Annotated in this window: 19 protein-coding genes; 15 read left to right on the top strand and 4 right to left on the bottom strand. The window is 70.6% G+C overall.

What is annotated here, in order from left to right; genetic code table 11:
- Positions 1-40 precede the first annotated feature (40 nt).
- The 3 genes from OG948_RS02455 to OG948_RS02445 all read right to left on the bottom strand — a co-directional run bounded on the left by OG948_RS02455 (position 41) and on the right by OG948_RS02445 (position 2,155).
- The gene (locus OG948_RS02455) at positions 41-472 is read right to left on the bottom strand and encodes an ATP-binding protein (protein ID WP_406293424.1); all 432 of its coding nucleotides are present in this window, start codon (positions 470-472) and stop codon (positions 41-43) included.
- Between the two features lie 143 nt (positions 473-615).
- A complete protein-coding gene (locus OG948_RS02450; RefSeq protein WP_406293423.1) occupies positions 616-1,329 on the bottom strand; it encodes a GntR family transcriptional regulator in 714 nt (237 codons plus the stop codon).
- Positions 1,330-1,471: 142 nt separating this feature from the next.
- Entirely contained in the window at positions 1,472-2,155 is a 684-nt protein-coding gene (locus OG948_RS02445) for a TetR/AcrR family transcriptional regulator (protein WP_406293421.1), read from the bottom strand.
- 175 nt (positions 2,156-2,330) lie between these two features.
- On the opposite strand from OG948_RS02445, the gene OG948_RS02440 reads away from it, so the two are divergent.
- The 5 genes from OG948_RS02440 (at position 2,331) to OG948_RS02420 (ending at position 9,178) form a co-directional block, all read left to right on the top strand.
- Positions 2,331-3,290, top strand: coding sequence for a zinc-binding alcohol dehydrogenase family protein (locus OG948_RS02440; protein WP_406293419.1), 960 nt, complete (start codon positions 2,331-2,333; stop codon positions 3,288-3,290).
- A gap of 322 nt (positions 3,291-3,612) precedes the next feature.
- Positions 3,613-4,311, top strand: coding sequence for a TetR/AcrR family transcriptional regulator (locus OG948_RS02435; protein WP_406293417.1), 699 nt, complete (start codon positions 3,613-3,615; stop codon positions 4,309-4,311).
- Between the two features lie 50 nt (positions 4,312-4,361).
- The gene (locus OG948_RS02430; protein WP_406293414.1) at positions 4,362-5,885 is read left to right on the top strand and encodes an FAD-dependent oxidoreductase; all 1,524 of its coding nucleotides are present in this window, start codon (positions 4,362-4,364) and stop codon (positions 5,883-5,885) included.
- 844 nt (positions 5,886-6,729) lie between these two features.
- Positions 6,730-7,881, top strand: coding sequence for a GDSL-type esterase/lipase family protein (locus OG948_RS02425; RefSeq protein ID WP_406293411.1), 1,152 nt, complete (start codon positions 6,730-6,732; stop codon positions 7,879-7,881).
- A gap of 148 nt (positions 7,882-8,029) precedes the next feature.
- Positions 8,030-9,178, top strand: coding sequence for a glycosyltransferase (locus OG948_RS02420; protein WP_406293410.1), 1,149 nt, complete (start codon positions 8,030-8,032; stop codon positions 9,176-9,178).
- A gap of 294 nt (positions 9,179-9,472) precedes the next feature.
- Here the strand turns inward: OG948_RS02420 and OG948_RS02415 are convergent, their stop codons facing one another.
- Positions 9,473-9,973, bottom strand: a complete 501-nt coding sequence (locus OG948_RS02415) for an Lrp/AsnC family transcriptional regulator (RefSeq protein WP_406293407.1) — start codon at positions 9,971-9,973, stop codon at positions 9,473-9,475.
- 119 nt (positions 9,974-10,092) lie between these two features.
- Between OG948_RS02415 and pdhA the strand changes: the two genes are divergently transcribed.
- The 10 genes from pdhA to paaB all read left to right on the top strand — a co-directional run bounded on the left by pdhA (position 10,093) and on the right by paaB (position 20,354).
- A complete protein-coding gene (pdhA, locus tag OG948_RS02410; protein WP_406293405.1) occupies positions 10,093-11,199 on the top strand; it encodes a pyruvate dehydrogenase (acetyl-transferring) E1 component subunit alpha in 1,107 nt (368 codons plus the stop codon).
- 1 nt (position 11,200) lies between these two features.
- Positions 11,201-12,217, top strand: a complete 1,017-nt coding sequence (locus OG948_RS02405) for an alpha-ketoacid dehydrogenase subunit beta (protein ID WP_406293403.1) — start codon at positions 11,201-11,203, stop codon at positions 12,215-12,217.
- Complete coding sequence (locus tag OG948_RS02400; RefSeq protein WP_406293401.1) at positions 12,214-13,566, top strand: dihydrolipoamide acetyltransferase family protein; 1,353 nt, start codon at positions 12,214-12,216, stop codon at positions 13,564-13,566. Before OG948_RS02405 ends, OG948_RS02400 begins: the two co-directional genes overlap by 4 nt.
- Positions 13,567-13,660: 94 nt before the next feature.
- Positions 13,661-15,376, top strand: coding sequence for a phenylacetic acid degradation protein PaaN (gene paaN / locus OG948_RS02395; RefSeq protein ID WP_406293399.1), 1,716 nt, complete (start codon positions 13,661-13,663; stop codon positions 15,374-15,376).
- Positions 15,369-16,589: a thiolase family protein gene (locus OG948_RS02390; RefSeq protein ID WP_406293398.1), complete on the top strand. Its 1,221-nt coding sequence runs from the start codon at positions 15,369-15,371 to the stop codon at positions 16,587-16,589. The genes paaN and OG948_RS02390 overlap by 8 nt, the downstream gene beginning before the upstream one ends.
- On the top strand, positions 16,586-17,335 hold the full coding sequence (locus OG948_RS02385) for an enoyl-CoA hydratase/isomerase family protein (protein ID WP_406293396.1): 750 nt from the start codon (positions 16,586-16,588) through the stop codon (positions 17,333-17,335). The genes OG948_RS02390 and OG948_RS02385 overlap by 4 nt, the downstream gene beginning before the upstream one ends.
- Complete coding sequence (locus OG948_RS02380) at positions 17,332-18,180, top strand: 3-hydroxyacyl-CoA dehydrogenase family protein (RefSeq protein WP_406293394.1); 849 nt, start codon at positions 17,332-17,334, stop codon at positions 18,178-18,180. Before OG948_RS02385 ends, OG948_RS02380 begins: the two co-directional genes overlap by 4 nt.
- A complete protein-coding gene (locus OG948_RS02375; protein ID WP_406293393.1) occupies positions 18,171-18,998 on the top strand; it encodes an enoyl-CoA hydratase/isomerase family protein in 828 nt (275 codons plus the stop codon). The genes OG948_RS02380 and OG948_RS02375 overlap by 10 nt, the downstream gene beginning before the upstream one ends.
- Positions 18,999-19,065: 67 nt before the next feature.
- Positions 19,066-20,052, top strand: coding sequence for a 1,2-phenylacetyl-CoA epoxidase subunit PaaA (paaA, locus tag OG948_RS02370; RefSeq protein WP_406293391.1), 987 nt, complete (start codon positions 19,066-19,068; stop codon positions 20,050-20,052).
- Complete coding sequence (gene paaB / locus OG948_RS02365; RefSeq protein WP_406293390.1) at positions 20,049-20,354, top strand: 1,2-phenylacetyl-CoA epoxidase subunit PaaB; 306 nt, start codon at positions 20,049-20,051, stop codon at positions 20,352-20,354. The genes paaA and paaB overlap by 4 nt, the downstream gene beginning before the upstream one ends.
- Positions 20,355-20,360: the final 6 nt, after the last annotated feature.

Genomic DNA, 20,360 nt, shown 5'->3' with positions numbered 1-20,360 from the left:
CGAACGGGCCGCAAGGGGCGCCGTTCTGTCGGGGGCCGGCTCACCTGAATGTGTCCGGCAGCTCGGCCCAGACGGTCTTGCCGCCCGGATGCGGTTCGGTCGTGAGACGTCCGCCCCGCTCCCTGAGGAGAAGGTCGACGATCGCCGTGCCCCGGCCGCAGGTGGCGTCATGGGAAGCGGTGATGCGCCTCGGACAGGTGCTGTGGTTGTCGCGGATTCCGAGCCGCAGCATCCCGCCGTCGCTGATGCCGAGCGTGACGCGGATGCTCGGAGTGAACATGCCCGCGTGCGTGACGGCGTTGGTGACCAGTTCAGTGGCGATCAGCCCCAGGGCGTAGATGAGGTCCCCGTCCGCGGGGAGCCCCCATTCGGAGAGAATCCCGGCCAGGCGGCGCCGTATCCGAGGCACCGCCGAGCGCGAAGGCGGTAGCTCGAAGGTGCGGACTGGGGGGTGAAGCGTGCTGGTGTTCATGGCGGTCTCGCTGCACGTAGTGAGCGGACATCTCAGAGAGTCGGTCACTGAGATCTCTAGTAAACTAACTGAGATCTCAGTTCACCACTGGGAAAACCTTCTGTCAACGGTTCTGGAACGCTGGGGGAACTCGTCGCTATTCGTCAGGACACCTGGATGCTGGCCCCGGTGATCGAATCGCTGGACAGCAGCGCGCCGATGATGTGCTCCTGCGAGGTTCGCGTACGGGCGCTCATGGCAGCGCGGGCGGCGACGGGGTCGCGCTCGCGGATGGCCTCCAGAATGGCGCGCCGCTGGTGTGCGGCCGTTACCGAGAACGGCAGCGACTTCAAGGTGATCCGCAGGACGCGTTCCAACTCGTCGAAGGCACGGACGATCGACTGGGCCAGCATGTCGTTGCCGCAGCAGTTGGCGATGATGGCGTCGAACTCGAGGTTGGCCCGCAAGAAGCCGTCGACGCCGGCCGTGTCGCCCAACTCGTAGGATGCGCCCAGCAGTTGCTCCAGGCGGGCCAAGCTCGGATCCGGACAGCCGTGCTCCGCGGCCAGGCCCGCGGCCTCGGTCTCCAGGAGTTGCCGGAACGCACACAGGTCCCGGGTGCCCTTCAGAGTCACCGGCAGGATGCGGTACCCCGATCGGGGCAGCGCCTGGACCAAGCCGTCGCGCTGGAGACGGGTCAGAGCTTCCCGGACGGGCATGGTGCCCGCACTCGCCAGGCGCGAAAGGTCGGTCTTGGTGACGTGTGCGCCGGGTCGCAGCTCGAGCTCGATGATCTGCCGCTTGATCGCCAGGTAGGCGCGCTCCGTGGCATTCGAGCCGGCGTGATCGGTGCTGAGGATGGCCGGCAGATACTTCACCCGGCCATCCTAGCGATGATGATCGCAGTTGGTATCTCTCGGATCTCAGAGGGCATCGCCGGAACCCGGGACACGTCGCCGAGACGCTTGCGGGCCAACGCACGTGCGGCTTCCAGGGAGGTGACCCCATGGCCCAGGCCGGTCAGTCGGTTCGGTGTGGCGGCCCGTAAAGGTCGTCGAGGCGCAGCGGTGCGGGCGGGGGCAGGGACGGCCCGCCATCCGTGGCCCGGCAGGACTGGAGGAAGTAGGCGAGCAGGCGGTGAGATGCGGCCAGGGCAGCCTCCGGGGACTGTCGCACGACGCCGTTGTTGGCCAGGAGCAGGAGGGTGACGTCGCTGGGGTCGAAGTCCTTGCGCAGCTGTCCGGTGTCCTTCGCGCGCTGCACCAGCCGGGCGAGGGATGCCTCGGCGCGGGCACGCTCGCGATGGACGTCGGGTGCGTCGGGAAATTGGGAGAGGAACGCGGCGCTGAACCCGCGGTCCTGGGCTTGCATCGTGCACACCTTGGTGAGGACGTTGCGAAGTCCGCGCCAGGGATCGTCGTCCTGAAGGGCCTCGTCGAGGGATGCGACGCACTGGCCGAGTTGTTCGGAGAACGCGGCGGCGATCAGCGAGTCGCGTGTCGGGAAGTGCCGGTAGAGGGTGGCGGCACCCACGCCGGCTCTGCGGGCGATGGTGCTGGAGGGTACGTCGGTGCCGTTGAGGGCGTACGCCTCGCGGGCGGCTCGGAGGAGCCGGGTGCGGTTGTGCCGGGCGTCGGCTCGCTTCCTCCGCACGGGGGTCTCGATGGCGGACGAGGACTGGTTTCGAGACGGCTGAACAGGCATGTCTCTCACATAACCACAAACGGAAGAGGTCGTCCGATTAACGGGTTAGCGTGATCTGGTGCTGCGGCACCGAGGTCACCGAGGACGTCCGAGCCTTGTTGTTCGGCAGCCAACACGCAGCACCCCTGGGTGCTCCGATCTTGCGAATGACCCCAACGTCCCCACGAAGAAGGGTATGGACATCATGCGTGCAGTCGAGATCATCGAATTCGGTGGTCCGGAGAACCTCAAGCCGGTCGACCGGCCGGACCCGATCGCCGAGCCGGGCCATGCCGTATTGGCGGTGGCAGCGGCCGGGGTGGGCTTTTTCGATGTACTGCTACGGCAGGGCGCCAAGCCCGACGTCGGCACCGGCACCATACCCGGTCTGGAGGTGGCGGGCACGGTGGTCGAGGTCGGTTCGGAGGACCACGCCGGGTGGGTGGGACGCCGGGTCTTCGCGACGACCGGACACGGCGGCGGCTACAGCGACCGCGCCATGGTGCCCGTCGAATCTCTCGTGGAACTGCCGGAGGACGTCTCGTCCCATGACGCGGTAACGCTCGGGGTGAATTCCCTGGTCGCCGCGGCAAGCGTGGAGAGGGCCGACGTCAAGGCGGGCGAGCGGGTGCTCGTCCGCGGCGCCGGTGGCGGGATCGGCGTGCTCACCACCCAGCTCGCGGCCGCTCGGGGCGCGACGGTGATCGCCTCCGTTCCCGACCGGTCCATCGCGCAGCGACTGTACGACCTGGGGGCCGCGGAAGTCGTGGGCGTGGACGCGTTCGACCCGGGCCCGGACGGCCGCTATCACGCCGTCATCGACATCGTCGCCGGTTCCGACGTGGTCGACTTCATCCCCCTGCTCCGCCCGAACGGCAGGTACGTGATCAGTGGTGTCGTCGCGGGTGCCCCCACCCCCGACTTCGGCATGGCACTGTTCGCGAACTTCCAGCAGTCCTGGACCATCTCGGCCCTCAGTCTCTCCAGCGCACCGTCGAAGACCGCCGCCGAGACCTTCGCAGTCGTCTTCGCGGACCTGCGGGAGGGCCGACTGAAGCCGGTGCTGCACGGCACCTTCCCGCTGGAAGAAGCCGCGGCCGCGCACACTCTGCTGGAGTCAGGCGCCGCCTTCGGCAAGATCGTTCTGACCGTCTGATTCGGCGGGACGAGCAGATCGCCCCGGTTGCACTGCCTGATGGGTGGTTCGCCTGGTCGGAAGCAGCGGCTGTCGACCCGCCCGGACGGTGCCGCCGTCAACGACGCGGCGTGTGTTCGTCAGCGTGTGGCGGAGGAGCAGTGCCGGGGGTGATGTGGGGCCCTGTCGGCGATCTTGCCTGTGCTCGAGTATCAGCGGGCGTTCTCTCGGTCGGCAAGCTCCGCTCCGCGTCGTTGGTACGTTGTTCTAAAATGGAACGCTACGCCAATTTAGAACGATGCTCCAAGTTGGTTTGCCGATCCAAATCTGGCAGCATCGAGGCATGGCAACACGAGTGCGCCGGACTCGGCGGCGTAACCAGGTGCTCTCTCGGGAGCAGATCATCGGCACCGCCGTCGAGCTGCTCGATGCGGGAGGCGAGGGCGCACTGACGGTGCGGGCGCTGACCGAGCGTCTGGCCACCGGATCCGGGGCGATCTACTACCACGTGGGCAACCGGGACGAGTTGCTGGACACGGCGACGGAGACGGTCGTCACCGTGGCTCTGGCAACCCGGCCCGCCCAGCCTGCGGCCACGCCCGAGGATGAGATCCGGGTTGTCGCGTTGGCCCTGTTCGACGCGATCGCCGAGCACCCGTGGCTCGCGACGCGGCTGACCCTCCAGATCGTCCGCAACCCGGTCGGCCCGATCACCGTGGGGATCTTCGAGCGGATCGGCCGGCAGGTGAGTGCGCTGGGCGTGCCGCAAGCCCGCTGGTTCGACGCGGCCTCGACGCTCGTGCACTACATCCTCGGAGCAGTCGGCCAGAACACCCGCATCGAGGGGGACACCTCCGGCGTCGAGCCCGATGCGGACCGCGAAGAGTTCTTGGGTGCGACAGCCCAGGCGTGGCAGACCCTCGACCCCGAGGACTACCCGTTCATGCACGCCATCGCCGGCCGGATAAGCGAGCACGACGACCGCGAGCAGTTCCTCACCGGCATCGCCGTCGTCCTCGACGGCCTCATCCGTCTGCGCTGACCCGCTGCATCCGGCCGGGTTCACCAACGACCGCTTCAGGGAGATCTCTCATGCATGACGTAGTGATCGCGGGCGGCGGCCCGGTCGGCCTGTTCCTGGCCGGCGAGGTGGCCCTGTCCGGCTGCTCGGTCCTGGTCCTGGAGCGGGAACAGGAAGCGACTTCACCGTGGAAGACGCTCCCGCTCGGGATGCGGGGCCTGAACGCCGCGTCGGCCGAGACCTTTTACCGCCGCGGACTACTGGAGGCGGCGGCGAAGGCTTCCGGCACCGCTGTGGAGAAGCTCGGCGCGGCCCCCGAAGCGAGTGAGGCGCCCGTACCCCGGGCCCTGAGCCACTTCGCCGGGATGACACTCGACGCGGCCGACATCGAGTCGGCCACCCTCCGCTACCGGCTGCCCAGTCCGGCGATGGAAGGCTTCATGACCAGCCTGGCGGCGATCGAGGACGTGCTGTCCGAGCGGGCCGCCACGCTCGGCGTGGAGATCGTCCGGGGCGCCGACGTCACGGCCGTGACGCAGGACGACCATGCCGTGGCCGTCACCGCCGCCGGACGGCAGTACCAGGGGCGCTGGCTGGTGGGGTGCGACGGCGGGCGCAGCACGGTCCGCACGCTCGCAGGCTTCGACTTCGTCGGCACCGAGCCCCTGTTCACCGGCTACGTCGCCCAGGTCACCTTCGCAGACCCCGACCGGCTGCCCCTGGGGTTCAACCCGACGGCCCACGGCATGTACCTGCGTACGCCGTTCGAAGGACATCTGGGGATGATGGACTTCGACGGGGCCACCTTCGACCGCTCCCAACCGCTCACCCGCGAGCACCTCCAGACGGTGCTTCGCCGCATCACCGGCACCGACGTGACGCTGACCGACGTTCGCCTCGCGTCCAGCTTCACCGACCGCGCGATGCAGGCGACCAGCTACCGCCGGGGCCGCGTGCTGCTCGCCGGCGACGCCGCCCACATCCACTCACCGCTTGGCGGGCAGGGACTCAACCTCGGCATCGGCGATGCCGTCAACCTCGGCTGGAAACTCGCCGCCGCCGTGCACGGCACGGCGGCGGACGGCCTGCTCGACACCTACACCAGTGAGCGCCACCCCGTCGGCGCCGCCGTGCTCGACTGGTCCCGCGCCCAGGTGGCGACGATGAAGCCGGGCCCCAACACTCCGGCGCTGCGCCGGCTGCTCCACGACCTGATGAGCACCCCCGACGGCACCACGCACGTCTACCGCACGACGTCGGGTCTGTTCAACCGGTACGACCTGGCCGACGAGCAGCCGCTCGTCGGCCGCACCGCGCCCGACTTCCGCTTCGAGGACGGCACTCGCCTGGGCGACCTGCTGCACCAGGGCCAGGGCGTCGTACTCGACTTCAGCGCCCATCGCGGGCTTCAGGACGTGGCCGGGAAATGGAAGGGCCGGATCCGATACGCCGCAGGATCGGCCCGCAACGACCTCGGTTTCACCGCCCTGCTCGTCCGCCCCGACGGCGTCGTGGCGTGGGCGAGTGAGCACACTCCCCGTCGTGAGGCGTTCGCGCAGGCCACCGCCCGGTGGTTCGGTGTGCCGGAGAACTAGGCCCTGTCCGGCGGATCTTGGTGGGTGCGCCGCCTGGTACCGCGCATCGCCGCACCGGAGAAGCAGCCGAATGGAACCACTATGCGGCTGCTTCTCCGGCACGCCGACGCACGGCATCCGCCCTTCGGGCTCCTCGCTGCGCTCACGACGCGGCCCGATCCACCAGGATCCGCCGGACAGGGCATAGGGGCACTTCGCGGCGCCCGGCGCGACGAGGCGGTTGTCGGCTGTCTTTGGGGCGGGACGTCGAACCGGTGTGAGGGGGTCTGTCGAAGCGCCGCGTCCTCAACCTCGAAGTCCACGGGCCCTCGACCCTGTTCCGTCAGCAGCGGTACATGTACTCGCCTCGCCCCTGGCCCGGGTAATGAACGCCGGATTCCTTCTCTTCGGCCTCAGCCTCGCCATCCCGCCCGGCCGCCGCCGCGACACCGCGCGATCCGTCGGGACGGCGCCGCCGGGTCGGGCCACGCCGGTCCCGCAATGCCGCCATCGGCGGTGTTTTGGTCGCCGTGCTCCCGGATCAGGCGAGGCACGCGACGGCGGAGCCGGTCGATACCACGGCAATGGGCGCCTCCGCCGGCTTCAACCGCGCCAACGTGCCTGCCCTCGTGCTCGGCCGCCAGTGGCAGCGGATCGGTGTCCCCGCAGATGGGCGCGTGCCGATCACGGCAGGCGCGATCGGTCCGCTGTCCGCACGCCCGTCACCGCCGGCCCCCTGACTGCGAACCCGGTGCGCACCACCGCCTTGGACACCAACCCCGAAACCGAAAGCCCCAGGAGCCCGATGATGAACATCGCCCGCAACTCCCCTTCAGCCCCGGAAGGTTCGCACGTCCCTGGATGGGTGCGCACCTGGGGAGCCGCGCCGCAGGCGCCGGACAACTCCGTCTCCGGCATCGAACCCTTCGAGAACGCGACGCTGCGCCAAATCGTGCGCGTCAGCGGCGGCGGGGGCCGCATCCGGATCCGTCTCAGCAACGAGTACGGAAGCGCTCCTCTGACCATCGGCGCCACCCATATCGGCCTCGCGGACTCCGACAGCGAGATCCGGCACGGCAGCGCTCGTGCGGTGACGTTCAGCGGCAGGCCGACCGCCATCGTCCCGGCCGGCGCGCCGATCCTCAGCGACCCCGTCGACCTGGACGTCGCCGCGCTGTCGCGGCTGACGATCAGCCTCCACCTGCCCGGCCGCGTCGACACCGTCACCTGCCACGGGACCTTCCACGCGCTCGGATGGATCATTCCCGGCGACGCGACCGCGTTGACGTCGCTGCCCACAGGCGCAACCCCCCTGCCGGCGCAAGCCCTGATCACCGCCGTCGAAATACAGACCGACAGCCCCACCCAGGCCATCGCCGTCCTCGGTGACTCCCGCGTCGACGGCATCGGCTCCAGTCCCGGCGCGGATCAGCGCTGGACCGACCTGCTCGCCGAGCGGCTGGACACCCGCGGCGGCCCGACGCGCTGCGTGGTCAGCCAGAGCATCAGCGGAAACCGACTGCTCACCGACGGGATCGGCACCGCCGCCCTCGCCCGCTTCGACCGCGACATCCTCGCCACTCCGGGCCTCGGCCACGTGGTGATCGCTGTCGGCAACGACCTCGTCTTCTCCTTCGCCCCCGACACCGAGGAGAACTCCGGGTTCCTCGCGATGTTCCCCGGCGACCCGGTCGGCGTGGACGACATCATCGCCGCCCACGTCCAACTCGCGGCCCGAGCCCGCGCGCACGGCGCACGGGTGCATGCCGCGACCATCGCTCCCTACGGCGCCTCCGAAATGTACTCACCCGAGGGCGACAAGGCACGCGAGCAGGTCAACTCCTGGATCCGCACGAGCGGTGCCTTCGACGGCGTCCTCGACTTCGACGCCGTGTGGCGCGACCCCTCCGATTCCACCCGTATCCGCAGCGACCTGCACATGGGTGACAACCTCCACGGCAACGACGCCGGCTACCGAGCCCTCGCGGAAGCCGTCGACCTCTCCCTCTTCGACTGAGCCCTGACCCCTCCGGGCCTCGGAGGTACTCCGCCCCGGCTGTCCAGGCAGTCCCCGACTGGCGGAGTCACCCGAACATAGAGAAATAGGGTGTAACTATAATGAAAAGCCCTCACGAACATCACTTCGGAAAGCTCTTGGGGTGCCGATGAAACTGTTGTTCAGTGCAACTCCCGCCTTCGGTCACATACTGCCCCTGGTTCCGCTCATGCAGGCGGCGGTCGGTGCGGGTCACGCCGTGGGGCTGCTGTCGAGTGCGGGATTCCGGGCCGAGGTCGGCGAGGAGCTTCCCCCCGAGGTCGAGTTTCTCGAAGCGGGCGTGATGCCCGGCGAGTTCTCCGAGGAGGCGGCCCGTCGTACCGGTGCCGACGTGTTCCATCCGACACCGTCGACCATCGGTGAGATCTTCGGCGGCTCCCGTGTCGACCTCGGCATCGAGGACAGCCTCGACCGGGCCACCGCGTGGGCTCCGGACCTGGTGGTCGCCGAGCCGTTCGACGCGGTCGGTCCGATTCTCGCCGCCCGGCTCCGCGTGGGATGGCACCGGGCCGGCATCGGTCCGGCGCTGCCGGCGGCGATCACCCGTGAGATCGATCGCGTGGCCTCGACCCGGTATGACCGGTTGCGCCTCGACCCGGTCGCGGCCTCGCGTTATATCGACCCGTGTCCGCAGCAACTGCAGGATCCGGCCTGGTCTTCGACCGCGCGGGTGCTGTCGGTCCGACTCGGCGCCCACCGCCGACCGAAGGACGTCGCGCTCGACCTGCCCGACTTCGGGGAGCCCGACAGGCCCACGGTGCTCGTCACCCTGGGCACGATCTTCTCGAACCCCGACACTCTTTCCGCGACCGTGGCGGCGGTCGCGGAGACCGGGGTCAACGTGATAGCCACGCTCGGCTCGTTCCTGAGGGATCCCCGGGCGAGCCGGGCGTCCCATGGGGAGGTGGCCCGGGTCGCCTCGGCGCGCGTGCGGTACGTGCCTTTCGTCCCGCTGGCCCAGTTGCTCGAAAAGGCCGATCTGGTGGTGGGCGCGGGAGGTGTCGGCACAGTTGTCGGCACTCTCGCACACGGCCTCCCGATGGTGCTCTGGCCCCAGGGCGCCGACCAGCCCATCAACGCCGCACGCGCCGCCGCGTCGGGCACAGCGCTCACGGTCGACTCGGCAGCCGGCATTGCTCCGGCCGTGGCGGAGGTGCTCGAGAACGGTGCATACCGCAGCCGGGCCGGGGACGTCGCAGCGGGCATCGCCGATCGTCCCCACCCGGCCGCGGTGATCGCGGAGGTCACGAGTCCGTAGCACGCAATCGTCGCCCGAAGCGGGCACGTGAGGTCGGCACGGCCCTGCCGTCGCCCGTGTGTGTGTCGCATCGACGACAGGACCACCGCGCGAAGCCGGCCCGTGGTGAAGCTTCCCGAAACCGTCATGGGGTCCGGCCGGCATCCCGGCCGGACCCTCCGTCGTCTCGCGGATTCCGGGCGCCGGCGCCACTCGTAGTATCCGGCCCCGGACACGCCGAGGCGGTCGCACGTGAACGACCGACGCGGGCGCGGCGGCGTGTCCTGCCCCGGGCGAGGGCTTCCGCTCGTCCGTTCAGACGTCCCAGTCGGCGCCGCGTCCGGGGGCCTCCTCGAAGACCAGCCAGGTGCGCGTGGAGCGCACGTTGGGGATGCCCTGGATCTGCTCCAGCACGACCTCGCGCAGCGCGGTGTTGTCGGGGGCGCGGACCAGGGCCAGGACGTCGTAGTCGCCGCCGACCAGGGCGAAGTGCTCGATGTAGGGGACAAGGCGCAGCCGCTCGCTGACCGCGCGCCAGGCGTTTTGCTGGATGGTGACGGTGACGTAGGCGGTCGTGCCCAGGCCCACCCTCGCCGGGTTCAGCCGCGTGGTGAAGCCGGTGATCGTGCCGTCGTCGACCATTCGACCGATGCGCGCGTACGCGTTGGCTCGTGAGATGTGGATCTTTTCGGCGAGCGCGCGGACGGAGATCCGGCCGTCGGTGAGGAGTTCGGCGACGATCGCGCGATCGGTCGCGTCGAGCGCGGTGGCCAAACGTCCCGACTCCGACCTCGGTGATGGATCGTCAGAAGACATTCGGCTTCCCTTCATCGCGAATTTCGGCAGTCTATCGCATGATTCTCCAAGTCCTTGAACAGCTGTGGGCTTGATTGGAACATTCTTTGTCAAACGTCCAATGAAAGCGAGCGTCCTCGATGTCCGTGAAGATCCTGCGCCAAGCGGTGCAGAGTTTCCTTCCCTCGCTCGCGCCGGTGCGCTTCGTGGCCGAGGACGGCACGGCGGTCAAACAGTCCGCCGGGTACACCGAGCCGGCCGACGCGCTGCTGCGCGAGGCGTACCGACGGATGGTGCTCGGGCGGCGGTTCGACACCCAGGCCACGGCGCTGACCAAGCAGGGCCGGCTCGCGGTGTACCCCTCCAGTCGCGGCCAGGAGGCGTGCCAGATCGCCGCGGTGCTGGCACTGCGCGAGGACGACTGGCTGTTCCCGACCTACCGCGACTCGGTGGCGCTGGTCGCGCGCGGCGTCGACCCCGTCGAGGTGCTGACGCTGCTGCGCGGGGACTGGCACTGCGGCTACGACCCGATGGCCACCCGGGTGGCGCCGCAGTGCACGCCGCTGGCCACCCAGGTCCTGCACGCCACCGGCATGGCCGAGGCGATGCGGCGCAAGGGCGAGGACGGCGTGGCGATGGCGTTGATCGGCGACGGCGGGACCAGCGAGGGCGACTTCCACGAGGCACTCAACTTCGCGGCGGTGTTCGAGTCGCCGGTGGTGTTCTTCGTGCAGAACAACAAGTACGCCATCTCGGTGCCGCTGGCCCGCCAGAGCGCGGCGCCCGCGCTGGCGTACAAGGGCGTCGGGTACGGCGTGCGTTCCGAACAGGTGGACGGCAACGACGTGGTGGCCCTGTTGTCCGTGCTGACCGCCGCGGTCGAGCACGCGCGCGCCGGCCGGGGGCCGTTCCTGGTGGAGGCGCACACCTACCGGATGGACGCGCACACCAACGCCGACGACGCGACGCGCTACCGCGACGCGGCCGAGGTGGAGCAGTGGCGCACGGCCGATCCGTTGGATCGCCTGGAGATCCACCTGCGGGCACGCGGGGTGCTGACGGATGACGACGTCGCGGGCGACCGGTCGGACGCGGAAGCCCTCGCCGCGGATCTGCGCACGCGGATGAACACCGATCACCGGGCCGACCCGCTCGAGCTGTTCGACCACGTCTTCGCCGAACCCACCCCTCAACTGCGAGAGCAGCGTGCCCTGCTCGCCGCCGAGTCGACTGCCCAGGAGGACTGAGATGGCGACCGTGACGATGGCGCAGGCGCTGAACACCGCGCTGCGCGACGCGTTGGGCTCGGACGAGCGGGTGCTGGTGTTCGGTGAGGATGTCGGTCCCCTGGGCGGCGTGTTCCGGATCACCGACGGCCTGACCCGGGACTTCGGCGAGCAGCGTTGCTTCGACACTCCGCTCGCGGAGGCCGGGATCGTCGGCCTGGCGGTCGGGCTGGCGATGGGCGGCTTCCGGCCCGTGGTGGAGATGCAGTTCGACGCATTCGCCTACCCCGCGTTCGAGCAGATCGCCTCACACGTCGCCAAGTTGCGCAATCGGACCCGGGGGCGGGTGTCGGTGCCGTTGGTGATCCGCATCCCGTACGCGGGCGGAATCGGCGGCGTCGAGCACCACTGCGACTCCAGCGAGGCGTACTACGCCCACACGCCCGGCCTGAAGGTGGTCACCCCCGCGACGGCCGAGGACGCCTACTGGCTGCTGCGCGACGCGATCGCCGACCCCGACCCGGTGGTCTTCCTGGAACCCAAGAAGCTGTACTGGTCGAAGGAGGTCACCGACTTCGCCGTGCGCCACGCGAAGCCGTTCGGTCGCGCGGTCGTCCGTCGCGAGGGTCGCGACGCGACGCTCGTGGCCTACGGTCCTTCCGTACCGGTGGCGCTCGAGGCCGCCGAGGCCGCGGCACGGGAGGGACGCAGCCTGGAGGTCGTCGACCTGCGCACCCTGGTGCCGTTCGACGACGACACCGTGGCCGCGTCCGTGCGACGTACGGGACGCTGCGTGGTGGTCCAGGAAGCCCAGGGTTTCGCCGGTGTCGGGGCCGAGATCGCCGCCCGGGTGCAGGAACGCTGTTTCCACTCGCTGGCCGCGCCGGTCTTGCGCGTCGCCGGGTTCGACATCCCCTACCCGCCGCCGAAGCTGGAGCACGCGCACCTGCCCGGTGTCGACCGCATCCTCGACGCGGTGGACCGGTTGCAGTTCGACGACATGCCCGACGTCCGGCACCTGGTCAAGGGGACGGCGTGAACACCGGCACGCTCGAAGCGCAGGTCTTCCTCCTGCCGGATCTGGGCGAGGGACTGGCCGAGGCCGAGATCGTCGAGTGGAAGGTCGCGGTCGGCGACACCGTGGAGGTCGACCACGTCGTGGTGGAGGTCGAGACCGCCAAGGCCGCCGTCGAGGTCCCGGTGCCGTACGCGGGCACGGTGCTGCGACTGCACGCCGAGGCCGGCACCACGCTCCCGGTGGGACAGCCGCTGATCTCGGTCGGCGCGACGACGACGACCGAGGCCGGCGCGGAATCCGCCACCGCACAGCGATATCGCGAGGAGGAACAGGCGGGGTCCGGGAACGTCCTGATCGGCTACGGCACCGGACACGCGCCCGCCTCCCGGCGCCGCCGCCTCCCGCCGGCGCCGGCCGCCCCCGCGGAGGTCGGGCCGGCCGAGGCCGAGGCCGCGCGGACCGCAGCCAACGGGTCGACTTCCGAGGCGGGCCGCTCGCAGGTGCCTCCGGTGATATCTCCGTTGGTCCGCAAGCTGGCACGCGACAACGGTGTCGACGTCGCCCGGCTGGCAGCGAGCGGAACCGGCGGCGTGGTCCGACGCCGGGACGTGGATGCGGCCATCGCCCAGGCGGGGCGGGTGAGCGCGTCCGCCGTCGCCGCCGAGCCCGCCGCCGAGGCGGCGGAGCGGATACCCCTGCGTGGCCTGCGTCGTGCGGCGGCGCGGAAACTCGCGCGCAGCCGTGCCGAGATCCCCGACGCCACGACCTGGGTGGACGTGGACGCGACGGCGCTGTGGGACGCCAAAAACGTGCTCCGAGCCGCCCACCCGGATCGCCGCATCGGCCTGTTGCCGCTGCTCGCTCGCATCTGTGTCGCGGGACTGCGGCGCTTCCCGGAACTGAACTCCACCGTCGACACGGAACGGGAGGAGATCGTCCGCTTCTCGCACGTGAACCTGGGCTTCGCCGCCCAGACCGAGCGCGGCCTGGTGGTCCCCGTCCTACGCGACGCGCACACCCTGACGACGGCGCAGATCGCCGCCGAACTGGGCCGACTGACCGACCAGGCCCGCACCGGCGGCCTTCCTCCCGAGGCGCTGACCGGGGGAACGTTCACGCTCAACAACTACGGCGTGTTCGGCGTGGACGGCTCCACCCCGATCATCAATCACCCCGAGGCCGCCCTGCTCGGGGTGGGCCGAATCGTCGACAAGCCCTGGGTCGTCGACGGCGAACTCGCCGTCCGCAAGGTCACCCAGCTCTCGTTGAGCTTCGATCACCGGGTCTGCGACGGCGGCGTGGCCGGCGGCTTCCTGCGCTACGTGGCCGACTGCGTCGAGCGACCCGCGACGTTGCTGGCCGACATGTGAGCGACCCGTGGCCGCGTCGCCTCACCACACCGGTCGCCGCCTGGTCGGCACCGAGCCGCCGTCATCCGAACTCTCCTTCACGAGGTGAAAACACATGGTGCTCGCCCCATCCGCCGCCGCCCCCGACTACTTCGCCCGCCACCGCGAGCTGCTCGACCGGGCAGTGATCACCACCGCGAACCGCGAGTACTGGTCGCCGTATCCGGAATCGCCCAGCACCTCGGTGTACGGCGAGGAAGCCCCCAAGCAGGGCGAGGCCGCCTTCCGGGAGCAACTCGGCAAGGACTTCGTCCTGGAGGGTCACCCCCGCAGCGGCACCGTGCACGCCGGCGAAGTCTCCCCGTACGGCCTCGCGTTGGGCGTCACGTATCCCCGACTGACGCCGAACGAGGCGATCGCCGCCGCGACGGCCGGCATCGGCCCGTGGCGCGCGGCGGGCCCCGACACCCGCGCCGGAGTCGCCGCCGAGATCCTGGCCCGGATCAACGCCGCGAGCTTCGAGATCGCGCACGCGGTGCAGCACACCACGGGTCAGGCGTTCGTGATGGCCTTCCAAGCGGGTGGACCGCACGCCCAGGAGCGCGGCCTGGAGGCGGTGGCCTACGCGTGGGCCGAGCAAAAGCGCCACCCCGCCGCCGCGCGCTGGAGCAAGCCACAGCGCAAGGGCGAACCACTCGTCCTGGACAAGAAGTTCACCCCCGTCGGGCGCGGCCTCGCGCTGCTGATCGCGTGCAACACCTTCCCGACCTGGAACGGCTACCCGGGCCTGTTCGCGAGCCTGGTCACCGGCAACCCGGTGATCGTCAAGCCGCACCCCGGCGCCGTACTGCCGCTCGCGATCTCCGTACGCATCGCCCGCGACGTCCTGACCGAGGCGGGCTTCGACCCGAACCTGGTGCTCCTGGTGGCGGAAGGACCCCAGGACCGCATCGCGACCCTCCTCGCGGTGCGCCCCGAGGTGCGGATCGTCGACTTCACCGGCTCGACCGAGTTCGGCGACTGGCTGGAGGGCAACGCCCGCCAGGCCGTCGTCTACACCGAGAAGGCCGGTCTGAACACGGTCGTGCTCGACTCCACCGACGACTACCAAGGCCTGCTGCGCAACCTGGCCTTCTCGCTGTCCCTGTACAGCGGCCAGATGTGCACCACCCCGCAGAACCTGCTGATCCCGCGCGAGGGCATCGACACCGACCAGGGAGTGCGATCCGCGGCGCAGTTCGCCGACGACCTGGGCGCCGCGCTGGACAAGCTGCTCGGCGACCCCGCCCGCGCAGCCGGAACCCTGGGCGCGATCGTCAACGACGGCGTGCACACGCGGTTGACGGAGGCCACCACGGTCGGTCGCACGGTGCACCGGTCGACGTCGATCGAGGACCCCGCCCATCCGCAGGCGGCGATACGAACACCGCTGGTGGCACTGCTGGACGCCGAGGCCGATCACCGGACGTACACCCGCGAATGGTTCGGCCCGGTGTCCTTCGTGATCGGGACCGACTCCACCGCGCACAGCCTGCGGATCTTCCGCGACACCGTGCGCGAACACGGTGCGCTGACCGCCGCCGTGCACTCGACGTCCGAGGACGTGTTGGCAGCGGCCGAACTGGCCGCGCTGGAGGTGGGCGTACACCTGTCGGAGAACCTCACCGGCGGCGTCTTCGTCAACCAGTCGGCCGCGTTCAGCGACTTCCACGGCAGCGCCGCCAACCCTGCGGCCGGCGCCACCTTGTCCGACCCGGCGTTCGTCACCGGCCGCTTCGCCACGCTGCAATCGCGCCGGCCCGTCCGGAGCCGGGAGGCCGGCGATGTCTGAGGTCTATCTGATCGACGGGGCCCGCACCCCGCAGGGCCGCTACGGCGGCGCCCTGGCGGGAGTTCGACCCGACGACCTGGCCGCCCTGGTGGTCGGCGAGGCGGTGCGCCGGGCCGGGATCCCCGGCGACGCGGTGGACGAGGTGATCCTCGGCGCGGCCAACCAGGCCGGCGAGGACAACCGCGACGTGGCCCGCATGGCCGTGCTGCTCGCCGGACTTCCACACACCGTGCCCGGCTACACGGTGAACCGGTTGTGCGCGTCCGGCCTGACCGCCGTCGCCTCCGCCGCCCAGGCGATCCGCGCCGGCGAGGCCGACCTGATCGTGGCCGGCGGCGTGGAATCGATGACCCGCGCGCCCTGGGTCATGGCCAAGTCCGGCACTCCCTGGGCCAAGCCCGGCGAGGTGCACGACACCGCGCTCGGTTGGCGGTTCACCAATCCGCGGTTCGCCGAGGCCGACCGCGCCGTCCCGGCGGGCGCCGGCCCCGAGAGCGTCAAGACGACGCTGTCGATGGGCGAGACCGCCGAGGAGGTCGCCGCCCTCGACGGCATCACCCGCGCCGAGTCCGACGCCTACGCGCTGCGCAGCCATCGACGCGCGGTCGCGGCCCAGGACGCCGGCCACTTCGACCGGGAGATCGTGCCCGTGCCGCTCACGGACGGCCGGCTGACCCGCGATGAGGGCCCGCGCCGGGACACGAGCCTGGACAGGCTCGGCACGCTGCGTCCCCTCTTCCGCCCCGACGGCATCGTCACCGCAGGATCCGCCTCCCCCCTGTCGGACGGGGCTGCCGCCCTCGTGGTGGCCGGCGAGGCGGCCGTGGTGCGCCACGGCCTGGTGCCCCGGGCTCGGGTGGTGGCGTCCGCCTCGGCCGGGGTCCAGCCGAACCTGATGGGCCTGGGCCCGGTGCCCGCCACCGAGAAGGCCCTGGCCAGAGCCGGATGGCAGCCCGACGATCCGGGCGCCATCGAGCTGAACGAGGCCTTCGCCGCGCAGGCGTTGGCGGTGATGCGCCGGCTGAAGCTCGACGAGGACCGCGTCAACGCCGACGGCGGCGCCATCGCGCTCGGCCACCCGCTCGGCTGCTCCGGCGCCCGGATCCTGCTCACCCTCCTCGGACGGCTCGAACGCGAGGACGCCCGCCGGGGATTGGCCACCCTGTGCGTGGGCGTCGGGCAGGGTGTCGCGATGCTCGTGGAGCGGACATGAGCGGGCCCTGGGAAACGCTCTTGGTCGACGAGCGCACCGACCGGGTCGTGGTCACCTTGCACCGACCGCAGGCGCGCAACGCGATCAGCGCCCGGATGATCGACGAACTGCACGACGTCTGCGCCCTGGTGGAGCGCGACCCGCGGCTGCTGCTGCTCGCCGGCCACGGCGGGGTCTTCGCCGGCGGCGCCGATATCGGCGAACTGCTGCATCGCGGACACGACGAGGCGCTCCAGGGCATCAACAGCCGCCTGTTCGAGAGAATTCGCCGACTGCCCATGCCCACCGTGGCCGCCGTCGACGGCTGGGCCCTGGGCGGCGGAGCCGAGTTGGCCTACGCGTGCGACATCCGGATCGCGGGCCCCGACGCGGTCTTCGGCAACCCCGAGCCCGCCCTGGGCATCCTCGCCGCGGCCGGCGCCTGTTGGCGTCTGCCGGAGCTGATCGGCGCATCCCTCGCCAAGCAGGTGCTGCTGGCGGGCCGCACCCTCGACGCCCCAACGGCCCTCGCCGCCGGGCTGGTCATCGACGTCGTGCCGGCCCCTGTCCTCCTCGACCGTGCCCACGCTCTGCTGGACCGGATGGCACGATCCTCGGCCACCGCACTGCGCCTGACCAAACTCGTCGTCGACGCGCCCGGCGCCCATCCGCTGGCCGACGACCTCGCACAGGCCGTGCTGTTCGAGGGATCCGACAAACATGAACGAATGACTCGATTTCTGGCGAAGAAGGGTGGTATGACATGAGCACGGTGCCCGCCGTGGTCGGCGTGGTCGGCGGCGGCCGGATGGGCGCGGGCATTGCCCAATCCTTCGCCGCAGTCGGATCGTCCGTCACCGTGATCGAAGGCGATGGACGGGCCGCGGCAGCCGCCCTGGAACGGATCGCCGGCGGCCTCGTCCGCGCCGCCGAGCGCCTCGACGAGCCGTGCGATCGAGTACTCGCCAGGGTCACCGCCGCGGACTCCGTGGACGCTCTGCCCGCCGACGCCGACCTCGTGGTCGAGGCCGTGGTGGAGGACGCCGCCCTCAAGGCCCGACTGCTGGCCGCCGCCGAGGCCGTCGTGGGTGAACGGACCATCCTGGCCAGCAACACCAGCTCCCTGTCGATCGCCGAACTCGGCGCGGCCCTGACCCACCCGAGCCGATTCCTCGGCATGCACTTCTTCAACCCCGTTCCCGCCTCCGCCCTGATCGAACTCGTCGTCGCACCCGCCACGAGCGAACAAACGCTGCTGACCGCGACGGCCTGGACCCACGCCCTCGGGAAACAGGACGTGGTCGTCAAGGACTCCCCGGGCTTCGCCAGCAGCCGCCTGGGCGTGGCACTGGGCCTGGAGGCGATCCGCATGGTGGAGGAAGGGGTCGCCGACCCCCAGGCCATCGACGACGCGATGAGACTCGGCTACAGGCACCCGATGGGACCACTGCGCCTGACGGATCTCGTCGGCCTCGACGTGCGTCTGGCCATCGCCGACCACCTGCACGCCACCCTCGGCGAGCGCTTCGCCGCGCCCCGGCTCCTGCGCGACAAGGTCGCGCGCGGCGAACTGGGCCGCAAGAGCGGAAAGGGCTTCTACTCATGGGAATAGTCGGTGACCAGGTGAGCAATGCCGAAGCGGGACACGGCGTCGACTACTCCTCGACCGGCGGCGTGGCCGTCATCACCCTGCGCGGGTCCGCACCGGGCAACGCGCTCGACGCGGTCATGAGAAGCGAACTCCTCGCCGCCGTACATCAGGTGCACGGCGACGGACGTGACATCCGCGCGGTCCTGCTCGCCGCGCGGGGCACGTCCTTCTGCGTCGGCCAGGACCTCAAGGAACACGCCCGCGACCTGGAGGCCGACCCGAAGTCGGCGTTCGCCAAGGTCCGGGCCGACTACAACCCGCTCGTCGAAGCCCTGCACACCCTGCCCCAGCCGGTGGTCGCCGCCGTCGAAGGCGCTTGCGTGGGGGCCGGGCTGGCCCTGGCACTGTGTGCCGACCTGCGCGTCGTGGCCGAGGGCGCCCGCTTCGCCACGGCCTTCACCGGGATCGGGCTCGCGGCGGACAGCGGGCTGAGCGCGACGCTGACCCGGGCACTGGGCCCCTCACGCGCGGCGGGACTGTTCCTGCTTGGGGACCGCTTCGACGCCCGGGACGCGCTGCGCTGGGGCCTGGCCCACCGGGTCACGGCGAACGGGGCCGCCACCGCGGAGGGACTGGCCCTCGCCCGCCACCTCGCAGCCGGCCCCACGGCCGCCTACCGCGAGGTCAAGACCCTGCTCGGGTACACCGACGACGCCGCTCTGGGCACCGTCCTCGCCCGCGAGGCCGCAGCCCAGGAGCGGCTCGGCGCAACCCGGGACCACCAGACCGCGGTGAAGGCCTTCCTGGCCCGTGACACACCCACCTTCCACGGTCGCTGAGTCGCCACCCGTCGTTGCCAGAGCCGCCCCAGACATCGAACACCCCCGTCGGAAAGAAAGGTTGGGCATGACCACACCGGAGACCACGTCTTGCGACGAGAGTGGCTTCGAGCCGCGATTGCACGAGCAGTTCGACGACACGATCGCACGCGAGCAGCGCATCGAGCCTCGCGACTGGATGCCGGACGGCTACCGCAGAACGCTGATCCGCCAGATCGCCCAGCACGCCCACTCCGAGATCATCGGCATGCAACCGGAGGGCGACTGGATCACCCGGGCACCCTCCCTGCGCCGCAAGGCGATCCTGTTCGCCAAGGTGCAGGACGAGGCCGGCCACGGGCTCTACCTGTACTCGGCGGCCGAGACGCTGGGCGCGGACCGCGCCGACCTGACGCAGCGATTGATCGATGGCCGCCAGAAGTACTCCTCGATCTTCAACTACCCCACCCCCACCTTCGCCGACGTCGGGGTGATCGGCTGGTTCGTCGACGGTGCGGCCATCTGCAACCAAGTCCCGCTCTGCCGCAGCTCGTTCGGACCGTACGCGCGCGCCATGGTCCGGGTGTGCAAGGAGGAGTCCTTCCACCAGCGGCAGGGCTACGAACTCCTGTCGACGATGATGCGCGGCACCGACGACCAGCGGGCGACGGTGCAGGACGCGGTCGACCGCTGGTGGTGGCCGTCCCTGATGATGTTCGGCCCGCCCGACGGCGATTCGCCCAACTCCGAGCAGTCGATGGCCTGGAAGATCAAGCGACACACCAATGACGAACTGCGCCGGCGCTTCGTGGACATGACCGTGCCCCAGGCGGCCAAGCTCGGCGTCACGTTGCCCGACCCCCAACTGCGCTGGAACGAGGAACGTGGTCGGCACGACTTCGGCACCCCGGACTGGTCCGAGCTGCAACGAGTGATCACCGGCGACGGGCCGTGCAACAGCGAACGCGTCGCGCGTCGCCGCGCGGCCCACGAAGACGGCGCCTGGGTGCGCGAAGCGGCAAGCGCGTACGCGGCCAAGCAGGCCGCCCGCGCCCGGGAAGGAGCAGCGGCATGACCGACGGCACACACCGGACGAGGGCCCAATGGCCGCTGTACGAGGTCTTCGTGCGCGGCAAGCGCGGGCTCAACCACGTCCACGTGGGATCCCTGCACGCCGCCGACGAGCGCATGGCCCTCACCCACGCCCGCGACCTGTACACCCGGCGCAACGAGGGCGTGAGCATCTGGGTCGTGCCCTCGGACCGGATCACCGCGTCCACGCCGGACGAGCGGGACCCCTTCTTCGCACCCAGCGGCGACAAGGTCTACCGCCACCCCACGTTCTACGACATCCCCGCCGACGTCCCCCACATCTGACAGCCA

The sequence above is a fragment of the Embleya sp. NBC_00888 genome, assembly GCF_045207655.1.
In the GTDB taxonomy this organism is placed as follows: domain Bacteria; phylum Actinomycetota; class Actinomycetes; order Streptomycetales; family Streptomycetaceae; genus Embleya.
This window is presented reverse-complemented; position numbering and strand designations above follow the sequence as displayed.